The sequence below is a fragment of the Paenibacillus sp. FSL R7-0297 genome (genome assembly GCF_038009025.1).
Lineage (GTDB): Bacteria > Bacillota > Bacilli > Paenibacillales > Paenibacillaceae > Paenibacillus_AQ.
In genome coordinates this window covers 152508-171185 of the sequence record NZ_JBBPAQ010000001.1, presented here as the reverse complement: position 1 = coordinate 171185, position 18678 = coordinate 152508, and the positions used below count along the sequence as shown (strand labels likewise).

Here is an 18678-nt window from a genome sequence, read left to right as displayed (position 1 = left end):
CTCATTCCTACGGGACCGAGGTCAAGAGAATGATCTGAAGAGGATAAATCGATAGGCGCAGCTATTATCAATGTTATTGTTAGTACTGGTATTAAAAGAATCTGCCGGCAGAAGAATGGTGGTTACATCCACTTTCGTATTCCTATTGCTATTGACGGCATCCCCCGCCGGTATATATATTGAAATTAATATATTCCCGTGGTGTAACGGGTTGACAGACTGCAGAGGAGAACAGAAATGAGCCCGACCCAAGTATGGATCCCCATCGTGTTTTATTGGTTGCCGATGCTCTTCTTCTTCTACATGGGGGTGGACGTGCTGCTGCGCAACCCCAAGAAGATTGAACATCGTCTGGTTAGCGCAACGATCCTGTGCTACTTCCTGCTGTTCCTGGAGGAGTATATCCGGTATATGCTGCCGATTGAATATAGTCCTGTGCTGGCTGCGTTCTGGTTCGCCAATGCGGGCATCTTCATTCCCGGGCTCGGCTTTCACCTCGTTGCCCGGTTGATTGGCTTGCATAAGCGGCTGCCGCGGCCCTGGTACCCATACCTGTTTCATGTACTGGTGCTGGCTATTCCGGCTGGCCTGATCAGTCATCAATCGTATACCTCTGTCCAGGTGTTCGTTACCGCAGGAGTCTGGAAATGGCCGGTGGCCAACGCGGCTTATTACGGTACCTTGACGGCAAGCCTGCTGCTTAGCTTCATCCCCATCGTGATGTTGCGCAGCGCACGCAAATGGAGCGCGGCGGATCCGGCTTACCAGGAGCATGGAGGCATCTTCAAGCTGCTGGAGCACGGCTCCTGGGTTACGTTCGTCTGGGTAGCACTGTTCGGCTATATCCGCTTCGAGGAATTCATGCCGCCCTATGCCTATATTTACGGAGGACTGATCTGGTGCTTCGTGCTGCGTCTATCCATGCAGAAATACGAGTTCCTCAATCATGCGGGACAACGCTACGAGAAGATGTTTCAGATCAACTCCCAGGCAGCACTGCTCGTCTCGCTGCCCGGCAGCATCAAGGAAGCGAATTCGAGTGCCGGTAAGATGTTCGACCGGCTGGCTCTCGGGACGGCCAATCTTACCGATCTGGGCGGTGCGGATATCGTAGCCAAGCTGAGGGAGCAAGAGGATATCGGCGAGATGGAAAGGGTGCTGCGTAACGGAGACAGTATGATCGAGGTCATGATTAATGGTGATTACGTGTCGGTGGATCATGAAATCCATGCTGTTCTGCTTATTCGTGACATCGGGGCGCGCAATCAGCATTTGCGTCAAATCGCGTTCATGGCCTATCATGATCCGCTTACAGAGCTGCCGAACCGCAGGCATTTCTATGATGAGCTGGAGAAGGCTCTTACGGAAGCGGACCGTAACGGTGACGAGCTGGCGATTATGCTGATTGATCTCGACGGGTTCAAGCAAGTTAACGACCGGTACGGCCATGCGGCTGGGGATCTTGTGTTATGCCGGGTGGCCGTCATTATCCGTGAGCTGGCCCAGCCATCCGGACTGGCTGCCCGCTTCGGCGGCGACGAATTCGTGCTATTCTGCCCCTTGGGACACGATGGCCTTACTGCCGCGGAACTGGAACGCCGGCTGCAGGTAGCCTCCGAACAGGCTGTACTGGATTACGGGGGCGAGCAGCTGAAGATTGATATGAGCATCGGCATCAGTCTGTACCCGCGAGACGGCAGGACATCGGACGATCTGCTGCGGCAGGCCGACAAACGGATGTATGAGGTGAAGCGAAGAAGTCCAGGAGCTCCCACTGACAGAGACGATATGGCAAGTGAGACATTGCTGTAAGCTTGTACACAACTGAATAGAACCAGCAATAAAAACCCTTCTGGCGAAGGGTTTTTATATCGTTTATACTGAATAAACCAATTTACTTCATAGGAGCTGTGCCCAGAACATGATAAAGAAAGAAGCCGCACATATACGTAAGCAATTTAAGATGGACCATGATCAGCTGCATCTGTTCGATATTCTGAACGTGTATATTATGAAGGAAACCAATGAGATCTATCATTGTGAGCGCCAGCCGTTCGCTATGCTGGACCGCGAGAAGCAGGAGCTGTACATGGGCAATTTCCGGAAGCTGCTGACCGGAGAGCTGGATCATAAATTGTTCGAGCTGAAGTTCCTGGAGGAAGCCGAGGAACCGTCCCAGGTCATGCTTCACCAGGGTCTGGTGACGGGTGATCCGGAGGAATGGCAGGATCTGATGCTGATGCTCGTGGACAAAATGCTGGTGGATGTCAAGTATGAGAAAGATGCGGTAATCACATTTGTCCGCGGACAATACTTCCGGCCGACCAAGGCACGGAATGACGAAGCCGAAGAGACCGGTAAGGATGAGATGTTCTCACATCCGTTCATTCTATGCAGTGTGAACTCTACGGAGCAGCAGCGCAAAACCCTTCTGTTCGATTACGTGGAGCGGGAGTTCAAATACAACGTGATGGTCGATCCGATCATCAAGCTAAGTACGCCGGAGCAAGGGTTCTTCTACCCGAGTGTGACGGACAACTATTCCGATGTAAATCGTGTTCTGTATTGTACGGGGAGCTCGAATAATCCGAACCCGCATTTCATCGAACAGGTGCTCAATGCGGAACGGTCCGTGACAGCCATGGAAGAGAGATCCATCTTCGAGGATATTGTGAAGGAAATAACGGGCGAACAACTCGACGTGGCGACCATTGCGCAGGTATACGAGGAGATTCACCAGGTCATCGAAGACCACGAGGATGAGGAAGAACCGCCGAAGCTCGATTACCGGGATGTGGAGCGTGTCCTGAAGGCGAGCGGTGTAGAGGAAGTGACAATGGACAAGGTAGAGCGTGCATTTGAAACCATCGTCGACAACAAGCATTATGAGATGAAGGCAACGAGTGTGATACCGAAATTCACATCCAAATCGATCAAGATTGATACGAAGGTAGCTTCGATTACGGTCAGCCCACAGGATCTGAAGTATGTGAGACAGGTGAATTATCAGGGGAAACGCTGCATCATGATTGAGATTGATGAAGATGCCGTAATTGAAGGCTTCACGCTGCTTACGGAGATATGATAATAATCTTGGGTGTGCAGATAGACTTATCATAGAAAATATAGATAGAAAAGTAATGGGTTATCCCCGAAGTCTCTACAGACAGGGGATAGCCCTTGTTGCATTTGTAAGAATAGTTACTAATAAATGCGGAATCCAAGCTTTGGCAGCAGATATTTGATGGGTCCCGTCGCCCTTAAGGTTATAAGCTCAGCACCTTGGGCGGCAGCATCCTGGGCTGCAGCAATGATTGCAGCGGTAGCAACGCCTCTTCTTCGGAACGCGCTAGACACTGCAACAAACTCCAGGGAGAAGATTCCATTATGATTCATAAGGGAGGATACGCCAGCCAGTATTCCTTGATCATATATATTGAAGCATGCAAGAATACCTTCCTGACACACAGGGTAATGAAACTCGGGATGGATAATCGGATAACCTTGGTGAATGACAAAATTATTCAATAGCGCCCATAGCTTGAAATCCTCAGCACTGCTAACCTTCTTGATGCTAATACCTTCGGCTATGTCTGGATAATCAGGCATGTCGGCAACCAGCAGAGCCATCCCTGCCTCATCCTCATTAGGCTCTGACAATGGCTCTGGTCTATGTGCGCCTTCCCCAAAGTACTGAAGCAATCGCTCAGAGGGATACATCCCCCAGAAGGTATGCTCCTTGTGGTCTTGGATCTCCTGAACAACGCGAAGCGCTTCGGATTCTGGCAGCTGATCGATTTGAATATTATAAATGGACGTTCCGCCATGCTGTCCCTTTATAGGACGTATGATCGTGTAATGTGGAAGCTGCGCTGTCTCCATGTGTTCAGATTTTCCTAGAATATCCAGATAAAAAGTAGCGCTTTCTTCGATATGCCTTCTTATAGTTTGGTGATCCATATTCATCGCCCATTTCATATTTTTTTGTAATGTATACGCTATCATTTTGCTTGATTATACGGAATACGGATGAGAAGTACTGTAATAAATGTCAGCGGACTTTAAATTAAACAGGCCTATTCTGTTCAGTGGACAGAGTAGGTTTTTTGTATTGTCTCATGATAATGCAAGGGCGAAAGATATATTAATATCACTTTTTGATATATTTTTTTGTCTAAATGATTAACTTTTTTGCGAAAAATGTCGATAAACTAGGATGTAAACAATTTAACGCTGTAATGGAGAACATCGCGTAAGCGCCATCAATAATATAGGAATGGTCATTCGACAAGGAGGAAAGCTATGTTAAAAAAGATAGGGAAAATAGGAATGGCTTTGATGCTGGTAATTGGGCTGCTGCCGGTGATGTCACTCCGGGCTTATGCTGCCATACCTTCATTCACTGAAAAGGCAGACTTTGTTATTGAGCCTCCGTTAGCGAACACCACGAACAAGAGTGTAACTGATGCTGAGGGTCTTCCGAACGGGAATACGGCAGTAATTCTAAGCACATTTAATTATGTAGGGAATTCGTATGTTTATACTCATTTTTTGAAGGTTTATGATAACACAGGAGCGCTGATTACTGATATTAATCTGAGCAGCTTAATGGATACCTATTACAAAATGACAGATGTGAGTATGCTTGCGCTAAGTGACGGAAATCTGTTGATCACGTACAACAAAAGCGACAGCAGCAGTAACAATCTGCAATTAGGAACCGTTATCGAGAGCACTCCCAATACCTATTTCATGGTGATTAACGAGTCGGGACAGAAGGTGACTAGTCAGACTCAGATTAATACATTTTCTGCCGCCAGCAATCCCGCACTCACGCGTTTTGTAACGATCGCGGAGTTGTCTGACGGCAATATAGCTTTTTCGTGGCAAAGAAATGACAATGTCAGCACGGTTACGCGTGTATTCAGTGCTACGGGCACACCTGTTTCAAGCGAAACACTTCTAGTGAACTATAATGCAAGCATGTCTTATGTATCCGCTGGAGACGGCGTGTATATGGTTGCATACAACTCTGGAGCGTCAGCCGATAACATCTATCTGAAGCTCTTCACTAACAGCGGTGCGCTGTTAAAGACCATTGACTTGGGAGCAAGAACAGGCGAGAAACAGCTGTTTCTGTCTACGCTGGGCAACGGGAATTTCATGTTTAGTCAATATGACTGGAGAACCGGGAACTCCGAGGTCTCCTTATATGACAACGAGGGTACAAGCCAAGGCGGATTTACAGTAAGCGGCTATCTGGGCGAAACCTCAGCTGCTGTTTACAGGAATGGTGCCATGCCGGGCTTTGTAACCATAAGCACGGACCCCACCTCCAATGCTGCAATCAACGATGCGTACAATATCGGTACAGAATGGTCAGGAACCCAGTATGCTTACCTGAATTATTATGACTATGACGGTTACCTGGTCTCAGCACCCAATCAGCCTGTGGATTCCGCTCCGGTGGTCTTTGAGGGCTACAATGAAGCGACCTGGATGTTCGATGTGGAATATTATCCGAAATTCTCTGTATATCCCGCCTTCGGCGATAAAGTTGTCTTCATCAAAACAGATAATACCGATGCCAGCCATTACAGGATTAACGGGAAGCTGTTTGATACCGGACCGGCTCAGGGCAATCATGTATTTACGGTCACTAATACGAATGACAGCGGTGCGGGTTCGCTGCGCTGGGCATTAGAGCAGGCGGGTGCTGTCAGTGGCGGGCAGGTTGATTTCGATCCTTCGCTTGCGGGCCAGACGATTACGCTTCAGTCGAATCTGACAGGCTGGAACGATCAGGACTGGAAAGGTACGACCATCGGCGACGCTTCAACCGGCGGCTTCAAGCTTACAGGTATACAGGATGCCACGGGTCAACCGGCCATAACGATTAACGGCAATGGATACCGGGGCATTCTGGCCACCGGTTCGGGGATATTCGAAATGTCGGATGTTCGCCTGACTGGCTTTGATATTACCGACAGCAGTGGTATGTATGATGCTTTCGGCTCCGCGCTGGCGGTCGGCGGCAACTACTACAGCAGTATTCAACTGAATAACATAGTTTTTGACGCTAACACAATGACGTATAAGCAGACCGGATCGATCGCATCTCTAGCCGCGCTTGCTGCTCCGTACGAAGTTGATCTTGACCGGATAGTGTTCAAGGACAATGTGCTCACAGCCACCAGTACGACTGAAGTAATTCAGGGAGCTGCGCTATACTACAATGGTTACATGGATGGCGTAATCAGCAATTCTCTGTTTGCTAATAACAGCTCGAACAGCAATTCTACAAATGATGCTTACGGATCGGCCATCGGTGTAATGTTAGATCCGCATCTGAAGATCTGGAATAATACATTCTATAACAATCATGCGAATAATACAGGGACAGGGGCATCTTATGGTCCGGCAATGTATGCTGTGTCCAGTTCTCCCGGCTCCAGCTCACTGGATATCTACAATAATGTGCTGATTGGGAATAAGCAGGAGGCGGCTCCGGCAGGCACTTTGGAGGAATTGTTCTACAATTATAATAACGATACTCTTGTTGAGAGCGGAAATAATGTCATTTCCGGCGATCCGTTTGTGGATGCAGCGGGCGGCAATTTCCTTCTGAAGGGCTCCGCAGTATCGGCAATTAATCAAGGGGATAACACGAAAACAGCTGGAGCCCTGGATTTGGCAGGAGTGGCGCGTATTTACGGGGGGACGGTAGATATCGGAGCATATGAGTATGTTCCCGGACCTGCAGTCCCGGTTGCACTGCAATCGGTGGTTGCTGACGGCGTATCCGGAACAACAACCTCTACGAAGATTGATCTGACCTTCGATACCGCGATTGCCGGACTTACGGCAGATGATATCACGATTACGGATGGCACAGGCTCCGCATTAAAAGGGACTTTGAGCGGCGCAGGCACCCATTGGAGCATAGCGCTGACTTCTGTAACACAAGAAGGTACCGTATCTGTAGCGGTAATTGCACCTAACGGTTACACAATCAGCGGTTCGCCGATGGAGGCGACCGTATCGCTGTTCACGGCATCGCCGGAAGCGACGCCATCAGCCGTCATTGACTATGCGGCAGAGCAGCTGATGGACCTAACGCCGAATGGTTCGTACACGGTGAACGGTATGTTATCGGTAACGGCGACAGCTGGCGGTAAGCTGGCGATCGAGAGCAGCTGGCTCGGAACATCACTGAGCATCGTGAAGAAGGGCAACGCATCGACGACTATAGACAGTGCGGTGCAGACACTGAGCCTTCCTGTTCGTCCGGAGGCACCGACTAGTGTGACAGCGACGGATGAAACAGCGATCAGTGCGAATAACGGGACACTGACAAACGTGACTACCGCGATGGAGTACAAGAATGGCGCGACAGGCGCCTGGACGAATGTAGCAGGCACAACCGTAACAGGGCTTATCCCGGACACGTATTATGTCCGGACGAAGGCAACCTCGATGGCGTTTGCCTCAGAAGCACAGAGTGTAACGGTTGTGGCGTTTGTGCCAACAACGGAAGCGACCCCGGTCGCAGAAATTGACTATGCGGCAGAGCAGCTGATGGATCTGACGCCGAACGGTTCGTACACGATAAACGGTACACTGGCGGTAACGGCGACAGCCGACGGTAAGCTGGCTATAGATAGCAGCTGGCTCGGAACATCGCTGAGTATTCTGAAGAAAGGCAACGGTTCGACAACTATAGACAGTGCGGCGCAGACAGTAAATATTCCTAATCGTCCGGCGGCACCTACTGGTGTGGCGGCAACGGATGAGACAGCGATCAGTGCGAATAACGGCACGCTGACAAACGTGACTATCGCGATGGAGTACAAGAAAGGCGCGACAGGCGCCTGGACGAATGTACTCACGACAAGCGTGACGGAACTGATTCCGGACACGTATTATGTCCGGACGAAGGCAACCTCGATGGCGTTTGCCTCAGAAGCACAGAGTGTAACGGTTGTGGCGTTTGTGCCAACAACGGAAGCGACCCCGGTCGCAGAAATTGACTATGTGGCAGAGCAGCTGACGGATCTGACGGCAAACGGCGAGTACACGATAAACGGTACGCAGACGGTAACGGCGACAGCCGATGGTAAGCTGGCTATAGATAGCAGCTGGCTCGGAACATCGCTGAGTATTGTGAAGAAGGGCAACGCATCGACGACTATAGACAGTGCGGTGCAGACACTGAGCCTTCCTGTTCGTCCGGAGGCACCGACTAGTGTGACAGCGACGGATGAAACAGCGATCAGTGCGAATAACGGCACGCTGACAAACGTGACTATCGCGATGGAGTACAAGAAAGGCGCGACAGGCGCCTGGACGAATGTACTCACGACAAGCGTGACGGAACTGATTCCGGACACGTATTATGTCCGGACGAAAGCGACCTCGATGGCGTTTGCCTCAGAAGCACAGAGTGTAACGGTTGTGGCGTTTGTGCCAACATCGGAAGCGACCCCGGTCGCAGAAATTGACTATGTGGCAGAGCAGCTGACGGATCTGACGGCAAACGGCGAGTACACGATAAACGGTACGCAGACGGTAACGGCGACAGCCGATGGTAAGCTGGCTATAGATAGCAGCTGGCTCGGAACATCGCTGAGTATTGTGAAGAAGGGCAACGCATCGACGACTATAGACAGTGCGGTGCAGACAGTAAATATTCCTAGTCGTCCGGCGGCACCGACTAGTGTGACAGCGACGGATGAAACAGCGATCAGTGCGAATAACGGCACACTGACAAACGTGACTACCGCGATGGAGTACAAGAAAGGCGCGACTGGCGCCTGGACGAATGTAGCAGGCACAACCGTAACAGGGCTTGTCCCGGACACATATTATGTCCGCACGAAAGCGACCTCGATGGCGTTTGCCTCAGAAGCACAGAGTGTAACGGTTGTGGCGTTTGTGCCAACATCGGAAGCGACCCCGGTCGCAGAAATTGACTATGTGGCAGAGCAGCTGACGGATCTGACGGCAAACGGCGCGTACACGATAAACGGTACGCAGACGGTAACGGCGACAGCCGATGGTAAGCTGAGTATCGAGAACAGCTGGCTCGGAACATCACTGAGCATCGTGAAGAAGGGCAACGCATCGACGACTATAGACAGTGCGGTGCAGACACTGAGCCTTCCTGTTCGTCCGGAGGCACCGACTAGTGTGACAGCGACGGATGAAACAGCGATCAGTGCGAATAACGGCACACTGACAAACGTGACTACCGCGATGGAGTACAAGATTGGCGCGACAGGCGCCTGGACGAATGTAGCAGGCACAACCGTAACAGGGCTTATCCCGGACACGTATTATGTCCGGACGAAGGCAACCTCGATGGCGTTTGCCTCAGAAGCACAGAGTGTAACGGTTGTGGCGTTTGTGCCAACATCGGAAGCGACCCCGGTCGCAGAAATTGACTATGTGGCAGAGCAGCTGACGGATCTGACGGCAAACGGCGCGTACACGATAAACGGTACGCAGACGGTAACGGCGACAGCCGATGGTAAGCTGAGTATCGAGAGCAGCTGGATCGGAACATCACTGAGCATCGTGAAGAAGGGCAACGCATCGACGACTATAGACAGTGCGGTGCAGACGATAAGCCTTCCTGCTCGTCCGGTGGCGCCTACTGATGTAGCCGCTACGGATGAAACGGCGTTAAATGCTAACGATGGTACATTGACGAACGTAACAACCGAAATGGAATATAGGAAGGGGACTGCGGGTGCCTGGACAGATGTAGCAGGCACAACCGTAACAGGGCTTATCCCGGACACGTATTATGTCCGGACGAAGGCAACGGCAGCGGCATTCACCTCGGCTTCGGTGCAACTGACGGTATTGTCGTTCACGGCAACGCCTGAAGCGACTCCGGCAGCGGACATTGAATATGCGGCTGAGCAACTGACCGGTCTGACACCGAACGCTTCATACACAGTGAACGGTATACCTATAACAGCGGCAGCGGATGGTAATTTAGCCATCGATAAGAGTTGGCTGGGATCGTTACTGAGTATCGTGAAGAAAGGTAACACCTCGACGACTACAGACAGTGCGGCGCAGACATTGAGTCTTCCAGCCCGTCCGGCAGCACCGGTTGGTGTCAGTGTTACAGATGTAACGTACAACGGGGCGAATGACGGTATTCTGCAGAATCTGACAGTACAAATGGAGTACAAGATAGGCAGTACAGGCCTTTGGTCAGAAGTTACAGACACAATCATTACTGGCCTTGCACCAGACACGTATTATGTACGGGAGAAGGCAACGGCAACAGCATTCGCTTCTAATATTGCTCAGGTTACCGTTCATGACTCGGATGCAGTCATCCCGGCTGCACCTGAAGTGGCAGCGGATGACCAGAACAATACCATTGTTGGTCTGGATACCAGTATGGAATTCTCAGTGGACGACGACGGAACTTTCGTACGCTACGACGGAACCAACCTGCCGGACCTCAGCGGTGAACACACCGTTAAGGTAAGGGTTGCGGCCAGCGGATCGGTTCCGGCGGGGCCGGCAACTACGCTAACCTTTACAACTAATGAGCTTATCCCTGCGGGGGGCTTGACCGTGAGCGCCAGCGATCCAAGTGGTACGGGGAATAACGGATATACGCAGATCAGCGTTACACCGGAGCCAGCTCCAGGACATAAGCTGCTGTACAAGAATTTTGGCACTGGCAGCGTTGTTGCACCTAATGCGGGGGAAATCCTGACGGGATACACCCTTATAGGAATCAATGGGCTGATTCCAGCGGCTAATGGCGATAGGATCGGGATAGCAGAAGTAGATGCTGACGGTAAGGTAGTGAAGTACGGCAGCACAACAGCTGCTGTGGTGGCTGAGGTTGTTGCACCGGAACCCGATCCGGTTAGCCCGGGAAGCGGAAGCAACCCGAATAGCGGAACTCCTACCGGGAACACGGCGGGCAATGTTACCGATGTGATCGTCCTTGTTAACGGCAAGGAAGAGAACGCAGGCAAAGCAACAACAACGACCTCCGGAAACTTGAGAACAACTACAATTGCCGTAGACCCCGCTAGACTCCAAGCCAAGCTGGATGCGGAAGGTAATGGAGCTGTAGTTACCATTCCGATGATGCTGGATTCGAATATTATCGTTGGCGAGTTGGACGGCCAGATGATCAAGAACATGGAGAATGTATCGGCTACCCTGGTGCTTCAGACAACCAAAGGTACGTATACTTTGCCGGCATCCGAGATCAACATTGGTGCGTTGGCCGAGAGACTAGGAAACGGGATTAAGCTGGAGGACATTACGCTGAAGATTACGATTGGCGGGACCCCGGCATCCATGAACCAGGTAGTGACAGCTGCTGCAGGCAGAGGGAGCTTTACCCTTGTTGCACCGTCTCTGGATTTCACCGTTACCGCAACTTACGGTACATCGACAGTGGAAGTGAGCCGGTTCAATGCTTACGTGGAGCGGACAGTAGCTCTTCCGGATGGTATTGACCCTAACCGGATTACGACGGGAATCGTGGTTGACCTGGATGGAACAGTACGTCATGTACCAACCAGACTCGTCCAGAAGGACGGCAAATATTACGCAGAGATTAACAGTCTGACGAACAGCACGTATTCTGTGGTCTGGCATCCGCTGACTTTTGCGGATGTAGACAATCACTGGGCGAAGAACGCAGTGAACGATATGGGATCGCGTCTGGTCATTAACGGTGTGAATGAAACGACCTTCAACCCGAATGCAGATATCACCCGTGCAGAGTTCGCAGCGATTATCATACGCGGCCTGGGATTGAAGCTTGGGGAAGGAACATCGGCGTTTGCAGATGTTGCAGCGGATAGCTGGTATGCAGCGGCGGTGGAAACAGCATCCGGATACGGGCTGATCACCGGATTCGAAGATGGAACCTTCCGTCCGGAAGCCCGGATCACACGTGAGCAGGCCATGAGTATTATCGCCAAGGCGATGAAGCTGACAGGCCTGGCAGACCAGACTGGTACAGTGGATACAGCAAGTGTACTTGCAGCCTTTACAGATGCAGGCAGCATAGGCGCCTGGGCCGGGGATAGCCTGGCACTTGCTGCTAAGGCGGGCTTAATCACCGGCCGTGGGGACAGCAAGCTGGAGGCGAAAGCTAATGTTACCCGCGCGGAAGTGGCAGTGCTGATTCAGCGGCTGCTGCAGAAGTCGGATTTAATTGATTAATTAGGTTAATTAAGGAGAAGCGAATTCAGACGTAGAGCTGAATTCGCTTTTTTATTGTTTAGAAAATTATACAATTTCCAGAAATATGGAGATGGAGTTAATTGATATTGATTATCAATATCAATTATGTTAATATAATTTTGTTCACTAGCGAACAAAATAAAACAGTCTATAGCTGACACTGAACTTGGTCTGCAACTATTACAAGAGAGGGGAGATAGCGAAATTGGAGTTTCAAAATAATTTTAAGGGTCATCTTTACGAGCAATATATTAGAATGCTGCATCTAAATGAGTTGTATACAGAACAAGAATTTAACTCGTTTCGGCAACAGGCCAGAAAATACCAGATTGATATGCTCTCTAACAATATTACGAGTGTACACGTGATTGATTGCATTGGTGACAATGAACCGATAAATCACACCGGGATTGTGGAGAAGATGGGGTTGTCCAAAGCTGGCATTAATAAAATTTGTTCAAAGCTGCTGGAAATGGGCTTCATTATGAGAAGTCAACTGAACAACAATCGTAAGGAGATTTACTTTAGTTTAACGGATAAGGGAAGACACGTTTATGATTTGCATAAAGAGCTCCACAAAGAAAAAGAAGAAAGGTTCTACCAATTCATTGAATCCTATACAGAGGCTGAACTGCAGACTATTGGCAAATTCATGAGCGATTTGGTGGCGCGTGCCGAAGAATACTCCGAAGGGAAGTTTACGATAGATGACGACATTGAAGATTGAGGAATTAAGATCCAAGATTGAAGGGAAAGAAATTTTAAAAGGGCTCTCACTGGAGATTCAGGGCGGAGAGATTCATGCGATTATGGGGCCCAACGGGACGGGGAAAAGTACGTTAGCTTCAGCTTTAATGGGCCATCCCAAATATGAGGTTACTGGCGGCAAGGTGACACTAGACAATGAAGATCTTTTGGAGATGGAGGTGGATGAGCGTGCCCGGGCAGGCTTGTTCCTCGCTATGCAATACCCAAGTGAAATTGCCGGTGTAACCAATTCGGATTTTCTCAGAAGTGCCATCAATTCACGGCGTGAAGAAGGAGAAGAAATATCCTTAATCCGTTTCATCCGTGAAATGGAGAGCAAAATGAAGGGGCTGGAGATGAACCCGGAATTTGTACATCGTTATTTAAATGAGGGTTTCTCCGGCGGTGAAAAAAAGCGGAATGAGATTTTGCAAATGATGCTGCTTGAACCCAAGTTTGTGATCCTGGATGAAGTGGACTCCGGGCTTGATATTGATGCACTGCGTATTGTGGCCAATGGTGTAAATGAGATGCGCAGCGCGGATAGAGGCTTTTTAATCATCACCCATTATCAACGATTGCTGAATTATATTACCCCGGATTTTGTGCATGTCATGATGAAGGGCCGGATCGTTAAATCTGGCGGTCCGGAGCTTGCCAACCGTTTAGAGGCAGAAGGGTACGATTGGGTAAAAGAAGAGCTTGGGATTACCGATGAGGCAGTAGGCGAGGAAGTTTAAGGGCCGGAGAGGAGGAATAGCAAATGGCTATACAAGCAAGAAATTCAATGAATGTGGACAATTTACGCGCCTTGTCAAACGGTAAGGATGAACCCCGTTGGCTGCTTGAACGCCGGATTCAGGCACTCGGGCTGGCAGGGACGCTGGAGCTGCCAAGCGTGGAGAAAATCAAACTCGAAAAATGGGATATCCACGAAAGTGGAGATTACAAAGCTGAGAATGCGTGGTCAGGTTTGGAAGATGCGCCAGAGATTGTTCGAGGTTTGGTGGCTTCTCCAGTGAAAGGCGGACTAATCGTTCAGTTCAATTCGGATGTAGTGTATACGGAATTGTCCGGGAGCTTAGCCGCCCAGGGAGTAATTTTAACAGACCTGCATACTGCGGCAAAAGAGCATGAGGAGTTGGTTCAACGTTATCTCTTTCATGCAGTGAAGCCGGAAGAGCACAGATTGTCCGCTGTGCACAGTGCCTTATGGAGTGGTGGCGTTTTTCTATATGTCCCAGACGGTATAGAGGTAGAAGTTCCCATTCAAGCGATCTTTTATAGCGATACGAGCGGGGGGCGCTTTGCTCCTCACATCTTAATTGTGACTGGTAACAACAGCAAGATCAGCTATGTGGATCATTATATATCGAGCAGAGATGATATCAAGGTTTTGCATAACGGTGTGGTAGAGGTGTTTGCAGGAGCAGGCTCCAAGGTGCAGGTCGCTTCTGTTCATCAGCTTGCTGCAGCAACAACGGACTTCACCCAGCGGCGTGCGGTTGTGCTTGCGGATGGCGGTGTAGAATGGATTGTCGGCGAGATGAATAATGGCTATACCGCCAGTGATACCAAGACATTACTCCAAGGCAACGGGTCCATCTCTGACGCTAAGGTGATTGCGATAGGCTCTGGGGGGCAGAAATTGAGTTTCACTACGCAAGCCCAGCATTTTGGCAGAAGCTCGGTGAGCCAGATGATCACACGCGCAGTAATGCGTGAAGAAGCTACAGCCATTATCAACGGGATTACAAAAATTGAAAAAGGTGCGATCCATTGTGATGGTCAGCAAACAGAACGTGTACTGATGTTAAGTCCAAATGCGCGCGGCGATGCCAATCCGATCCTGCTGATAGATGAGGATGATGTAACCGCCGGTCATGCTGCATCCGTGGGGCAAGTCAATGCGGAACAAATCTATTATCTGATGTCGCGCGGGATCTCACGGAGTGAAGCCGAATATCTTGTTATTTTCGGATTCCTCGCTCCTGTCATTTCGGAGATCCCGCTGGAGGGAGTGCGTAGCCGTCTGCAGGATGTAGTGGAGAAAAAGCTTGGCAGATCATAGGGAATCAGGGGCCAATCAAAGTGAGTCGTATGAAGGTTAAAAGGAGCGATACTAATGGCTAAAAAAGCGCCGGATATGGGTGAATATAAATATGGGTTTCGCGATGAACACCAGTCTATTTTTCAATCTGGAAAAGGTCTGACTGAAGAGATTGTCCGGGAAATTTCCCGAATCAAGGAAGAGCCGGAGTGGATGCTCGATTTTCGGCTGAAAGCTTTGAAGCAATTCTACAAAATGCCGATGCCTGGGTGGGGAGCGGATTTGTCCGGGCTAAATCTTGATAACATCCAATATTACGTTCGCCCTTCCGAAAAACAGGGAAAGACCTGGGAGGAGGTTCCCTCCGAGATTAAAGCAACCTTTGACAAGCTAGGTATTCCTGAAGCGGAGCAAAAATTTCTGGCAGGCGTATCCGCTCAATACGAGTCGGAAGTAGTCTATCACAGTATGCGGAAGGAACTGGAGGATCAGGGAGTGGTTTTCCTTGATACGGATACTGCTTTAAAGCAATATCCTGAAGTGTTCAAACAACATTTTGGAACGATCATCCCTCCCGCCGACAATAAATTCGCTGCGCTTAACAGCGCGGTTTGGTCAGGTGGCAGCTTTGTATACATCCCGAGAGGTGTTCAGGTTGAGGTTCCGATCCAAGGGTACTTCCGGATTAATTCTGAAAATATGGGACAATTCGAGCGGACATTAATTATTGCCGAAGAGGGCAGCTTTGTCCATTATGTTGAAGGATGCACAGCGCCTATTTATAGTACCAGTTCTCTGCATAGCGGAGTTATTGAAATTATTTGCCGGAAAGATTCCCGTGTCCGTTACACGACCATCCAGAACTGGGCTCCTAATATCTACAATTTGGTAACCCAAAGGGCTGTGGCAGAGGAAAATGCCACAATGGAATGGGTGGACGGCAACATCGGCTCCAAGGTAACCATGAAGTATCCGGCTGTACTATTGAAAGGAAGGGGAGCTAAGGGGTCCATCCTGTCTATTGCCGTAGCCGGAAAAGATCAGCATCAAGATGCCGGCGCGAAGGTGATTCACCTTGCTCCCGAGACAACATCTACGATTATATCCAAATCCATCAGCAAGCAGGGCGGCAAAGTAAACTACCGGGGATTGTCCAGCTTCAGCCGTGATTCCGCAGGCTCCAAGGCTAATATTAAGTGTGATACGTTGATTTTGGACAATCTGTCATCATCAGATACGATTCCGTACAATGAAATTAAGAACGATCAGATTACCTTGGAGCACGAGGCAACAGTATCCAAAGTGTCCGAGGAGCAATTGTTTTACTTAATGAGCCGCGGGCTTACAGAACAAGATGCCACACAAATGATTGTAATGGGCTTCATTGAGCCGTTTACCAAAGAATTGCCGATGGAATATGCCGTTGAAATGAATCGGCTGATTCAATTTGAGATGGAAGGAAGCATCGGTTGATTCATAAAGGAAGTACGAGGTGTTGGTAATGAAGAAAAAGAATTCGGACAATTCAGAACTAGCTCAACTTACCCGGGAGATACGGAAACTTCAGTTCTACTACAATATGCTGTCAGGATTGAGCGCAAGCTGTGGTGCGTTGATACCTTTAGACTCTGTTTATACGCTTATAAGGGAACTTTCGGATCAAGAGGCCAATCTTAGGAAAAAAGCAAAGGACCACTCAGTAAAACAATGAGAGGAGTTGGCATAATGGAGGAGAATGGAATTTTATTCGATGAAGTAGCGGAAGTGCTACTCAAACTACGTCCTTTCTTACTGCGTGACGGTGGTGATGCTGAACTCGTCGAGGTTGAAAACGGTATAGCCAAATTAAGATTTTTGGGAGCTTGCAACGGTTGCCCAAGTGCTACGATTACGTTAAAGGCTGCTATTGAGCGCGCAATTCTTGAGGAAATCGATGATATTAAAGAAGTTGTACAAGTATTCTAAATTCCTTTTAACAGAAGAGGCTGTTATACAAAAATCCGCATAGAAGATGTCGCCGGAAAGGAACTCTTCAGGGGTTCCTTTTTCAATACTCATACCGTTCTTCATCATGAGGATGACATCCGCAGAAAAAAAATGCCGAATCATTAAGACATACGAAGGAAAGGATTGATTTAAAAATGTTCGAGAAAATTTTCGTGGCCATCGATAATTCTGAAATAACTAACAAAATCCTTGAAGCAACCGTTGAAATTGCACATAACAAAAATACTCAGGTAACTTTGGTGAATGTCAGCCATGCATATGTAAACAGCGGAATGTCATATATACCAGAGAGCTACTTGGAAGAAATGTTAAATGAAATGGAAAAGATGAGTTTAGAACAGCTTCAACAAGCCCAATCCAAATTAGCGACTGAAGGGATCTTTGCAGAAACGATTCATCTTAAGGGAGACCCTGCGCATGAAATATTAAATTATGCTAAAAACACCAAACAGCAACTAATTATTATTGGAAGTCGTGGGCTAAGCGGTATAAAAGAAATGATGTTAGGTAGTGTCAGTCACAAAGTTTCACAGTTATCGAATTGCCCCGTCCTGATTGTTCACTAAATTTCATATTTTTTGGGTGGAGGCCAGAACGAGCACGGCCCGACGGACCTGAACCGGATCGGATCTCTGATGGGGCACTAGTTGGAATTTCTCCACTTGCTCATGAACGGAGGCACCCTTGCCGGGCAACAGTTGGATAATCAGCACTTAATATGCCGGAAATAGTCCACAATAGAGGGAATGCATGAAATTAAATGACGTTTATACAACTAATTACTCCAGTCACTCCGAAACGTCTAAATTAAGATACGTTTATCCATTTACTAATGTTATCAATCGATTGATGTAGCGGGGAAATATCTGATGCCGGGCTGATCAATGCGCATATCCATCTGTTTGTAGATGGTAAGCCGTTCACGTTGTCCGTCAGCGAAGGGCTGCTGCATTTTGCCTATCATCATATTCTGAAACGAAGCTTGGCCGGAGTGTACTGAAGAAAAGAATGAAGCGGAATGCTCTGACCGCACTGCATTCGGGGGTAACCACTATGCGCAGTGTAGGGGAGTTCTTCTATACAGATGTTCAGTTAAGGGATGAAATGAAGGCGAAACCAGTATGTTGGGCCTAATCTGCTGGTCAGTGGATGAGCTACTTGATTCGGTATAGGGCATTCAGGAGTGATCCTCTGCGAGTTTATCCACCTGCTTGTTGTAAGACGCACGTAAACCAAGTTCCCGCATGTACTTTCCTACTGTCCGCTCGCTAATAATATAGCCCTCTTCCCTTAAGAGGAGGGTGATTCTTGGACTGCCGTATTGGCCGTGGTTAGCCTCAAAGAGGTAAGCGACCCGCTTTAGCAGTAAGGCTTTGCGCTTCGCCTGAGGGCTGACTTCGGCACTTCTCCATTTGTAAAATCCGCTCCGCGATACTTCAAGAAGGCTGCACAGCTTCTCTACCGAAAATTCGGAGCTATGGTCTTCGATGAACTGAAATCTCTGTGCTTTAGATGGCGGAAGATATGCGCGGGTCTTTTTTAGGACGGCAAGCTCCTCTTCTTTTGCCAGCACCTGCTTGTTCAGTTCGTGAATCTTGTCTGCAAGGATAGACTTTTCACCCTCATTATTCATT

Annotated in this window: 11 protein-coding genes; 9 read left to right on the top strand and 2 right to left on the bottom strand. The window is 49.0% G+C overall.

Features of this window, described 5'->3' with window-relative positions; all coding sequences use genetic code 11:
* The first annotated feature begins 237 nt into the window (after positions 1–237).
* Both MKZ24_RS00740 and MKZ24_RS00735 read left to right on the top strand, forming a co-directional pair.
* Complete coding sequence (locus MKZ24_RS00740; protein ID WP_042232563.1) at positions 238–1812, top strand: GGDEF domain-containing protein; 1575 nt, start codon at positions 238–240, stop codon at positions 1810–1812.
* Between the two features lie 109 nt (positions 1813–1921).
* Complete coding sequence (locus MKZ24_RS00735) at positions 1922–3085, top strand: DUF4317 domain-containing protein (protein ID WP_042232566.1); 1164 nt, start codon at positions 1922–1924, stop codon at positions 3083–3085.
* A gap of 119 nt (positions 3086–3204) precedes the next feature.
* Here the strand turns inward: MKZ24_RS00735 and MKZ24_RS00730 are convergent, their stop codons facing one another.
* The gene (locus MKZ24_RS00730; RefSeq protein ID WP_197073033.1) at positions 3205–3960 is read right to left on the bottom strand and encodes a GNAT family N-acetyltransferase; all 756 of its coding nucleotides are present in this window, start codon (positions 3958–3960) and stop codon (positions 3205–3207) included.
* A 342-nt stretch (positions 3961–4302) separates the two neighbouring features.
* On the opposite strand from MKZ24_RS00730, the gene MKZ24_RS00725 reads away from it, so the two are divergent.
* From MKZ24_RS00725 to MKZ24_RS00695, 7 genes are all read left to right on the top strand, one after another.
* Positions 4303–12219: an S-layer homology domain-containing protein gene (locus MKZ24_RS00725; RefSeq protein WP_340780988.1), complete on the top strand. Its 7917-nt coding sequence runs from the start codon at positions 4303–4305 to the stop codon at positions 12217–12219.
* 226 nt (positions 12220–12445) lie between these two features.
* A complete protein-coding gene (locus MKZ24_RS00720; RefSeq protein WP_042232571.1) occupies positions 12446–12967 on the top strand; it encodes a MarR family transcriptional regulator in 522 nt (173 codons plus the stop codon).
* Positions 12948–13727 (top strand): Fe-S cluster assembly ATPase SufC, encoded by a 780-nt coding sequence (gene sufC / locus MKZ24_RS00715; RefSeq protein ID WP_042232573.1) that lies wholly within the window; start codon positions 12948–12950, stop codon positions 13725–13727. The genes MKZ24_RS00720 and sufC overlap by 20 nt, the downstream gene beginning before the upstream one ends.
* A gap of 23 nt (positions 13728–13750) precedes the next feature.
* A complete protein-coding gene (gene sufD / locus MKZ24_RS00710) occupies positions 13751–15058 on the top strand; it encodes a Fe-S cluster assembly protein SufD (RefSeq protein WP_340780986.1) in 1308 nt (435 codons plus the stop codon).
* 54 nt (positions 15059–15112) lie between these two features.
* Entirely contained in the window at positions 15113–16510 is a 1398-nt protein-coding gene (gene sufB / locus MKZ24_RS00705) for a Fe-S cluster assembly protein SufB (protein WP_042232577.1), read from the top strand.
* A 252-nt stretch (positions 16511–16762) separates the two neighbouring features.
* Positions 16763–17002: a NifU family protein gene (locus tag MKZ24_RS00700; protein WP_340780985.1), complete on the top strand. Its 240-nt coding sequence runs from the start codon at positions 16763–16765 to the stop codon at positions 17000–17002.
* A gap of 176 nt (positions 17003–17178) precedes the next feature.
* Positions 17179–17610 carry a universal stress protein gene (locus MKZ24_RS00695; RefSeq protein ID WP_042232581.1) on the top strand — a complete coding sequence of 144 codons (432 nt, stop codon included), beginning with the start codon at positions 17179–17181 and terminating at the stop codon, positions 17608–17610.
* A gap of 611 nt (positions 17611–18221) precedes the next feature.
* On the opposite strand, the gene MKZ24_RS00690 is transcribed toward MKZ24_RS00695, so the two are convergent.
* Positions 18222–18677 (bottom strand): IS3 family transposase, encoded by a 456-nt coding sequence (locus MKZ24_RS00690; protein WP_052415968.1) that lies wholly within the window; start codon positions 18675–18677, stop codon positions 18222–18224.
* Position 18678 lies beyond the last annotated feature (1 nt).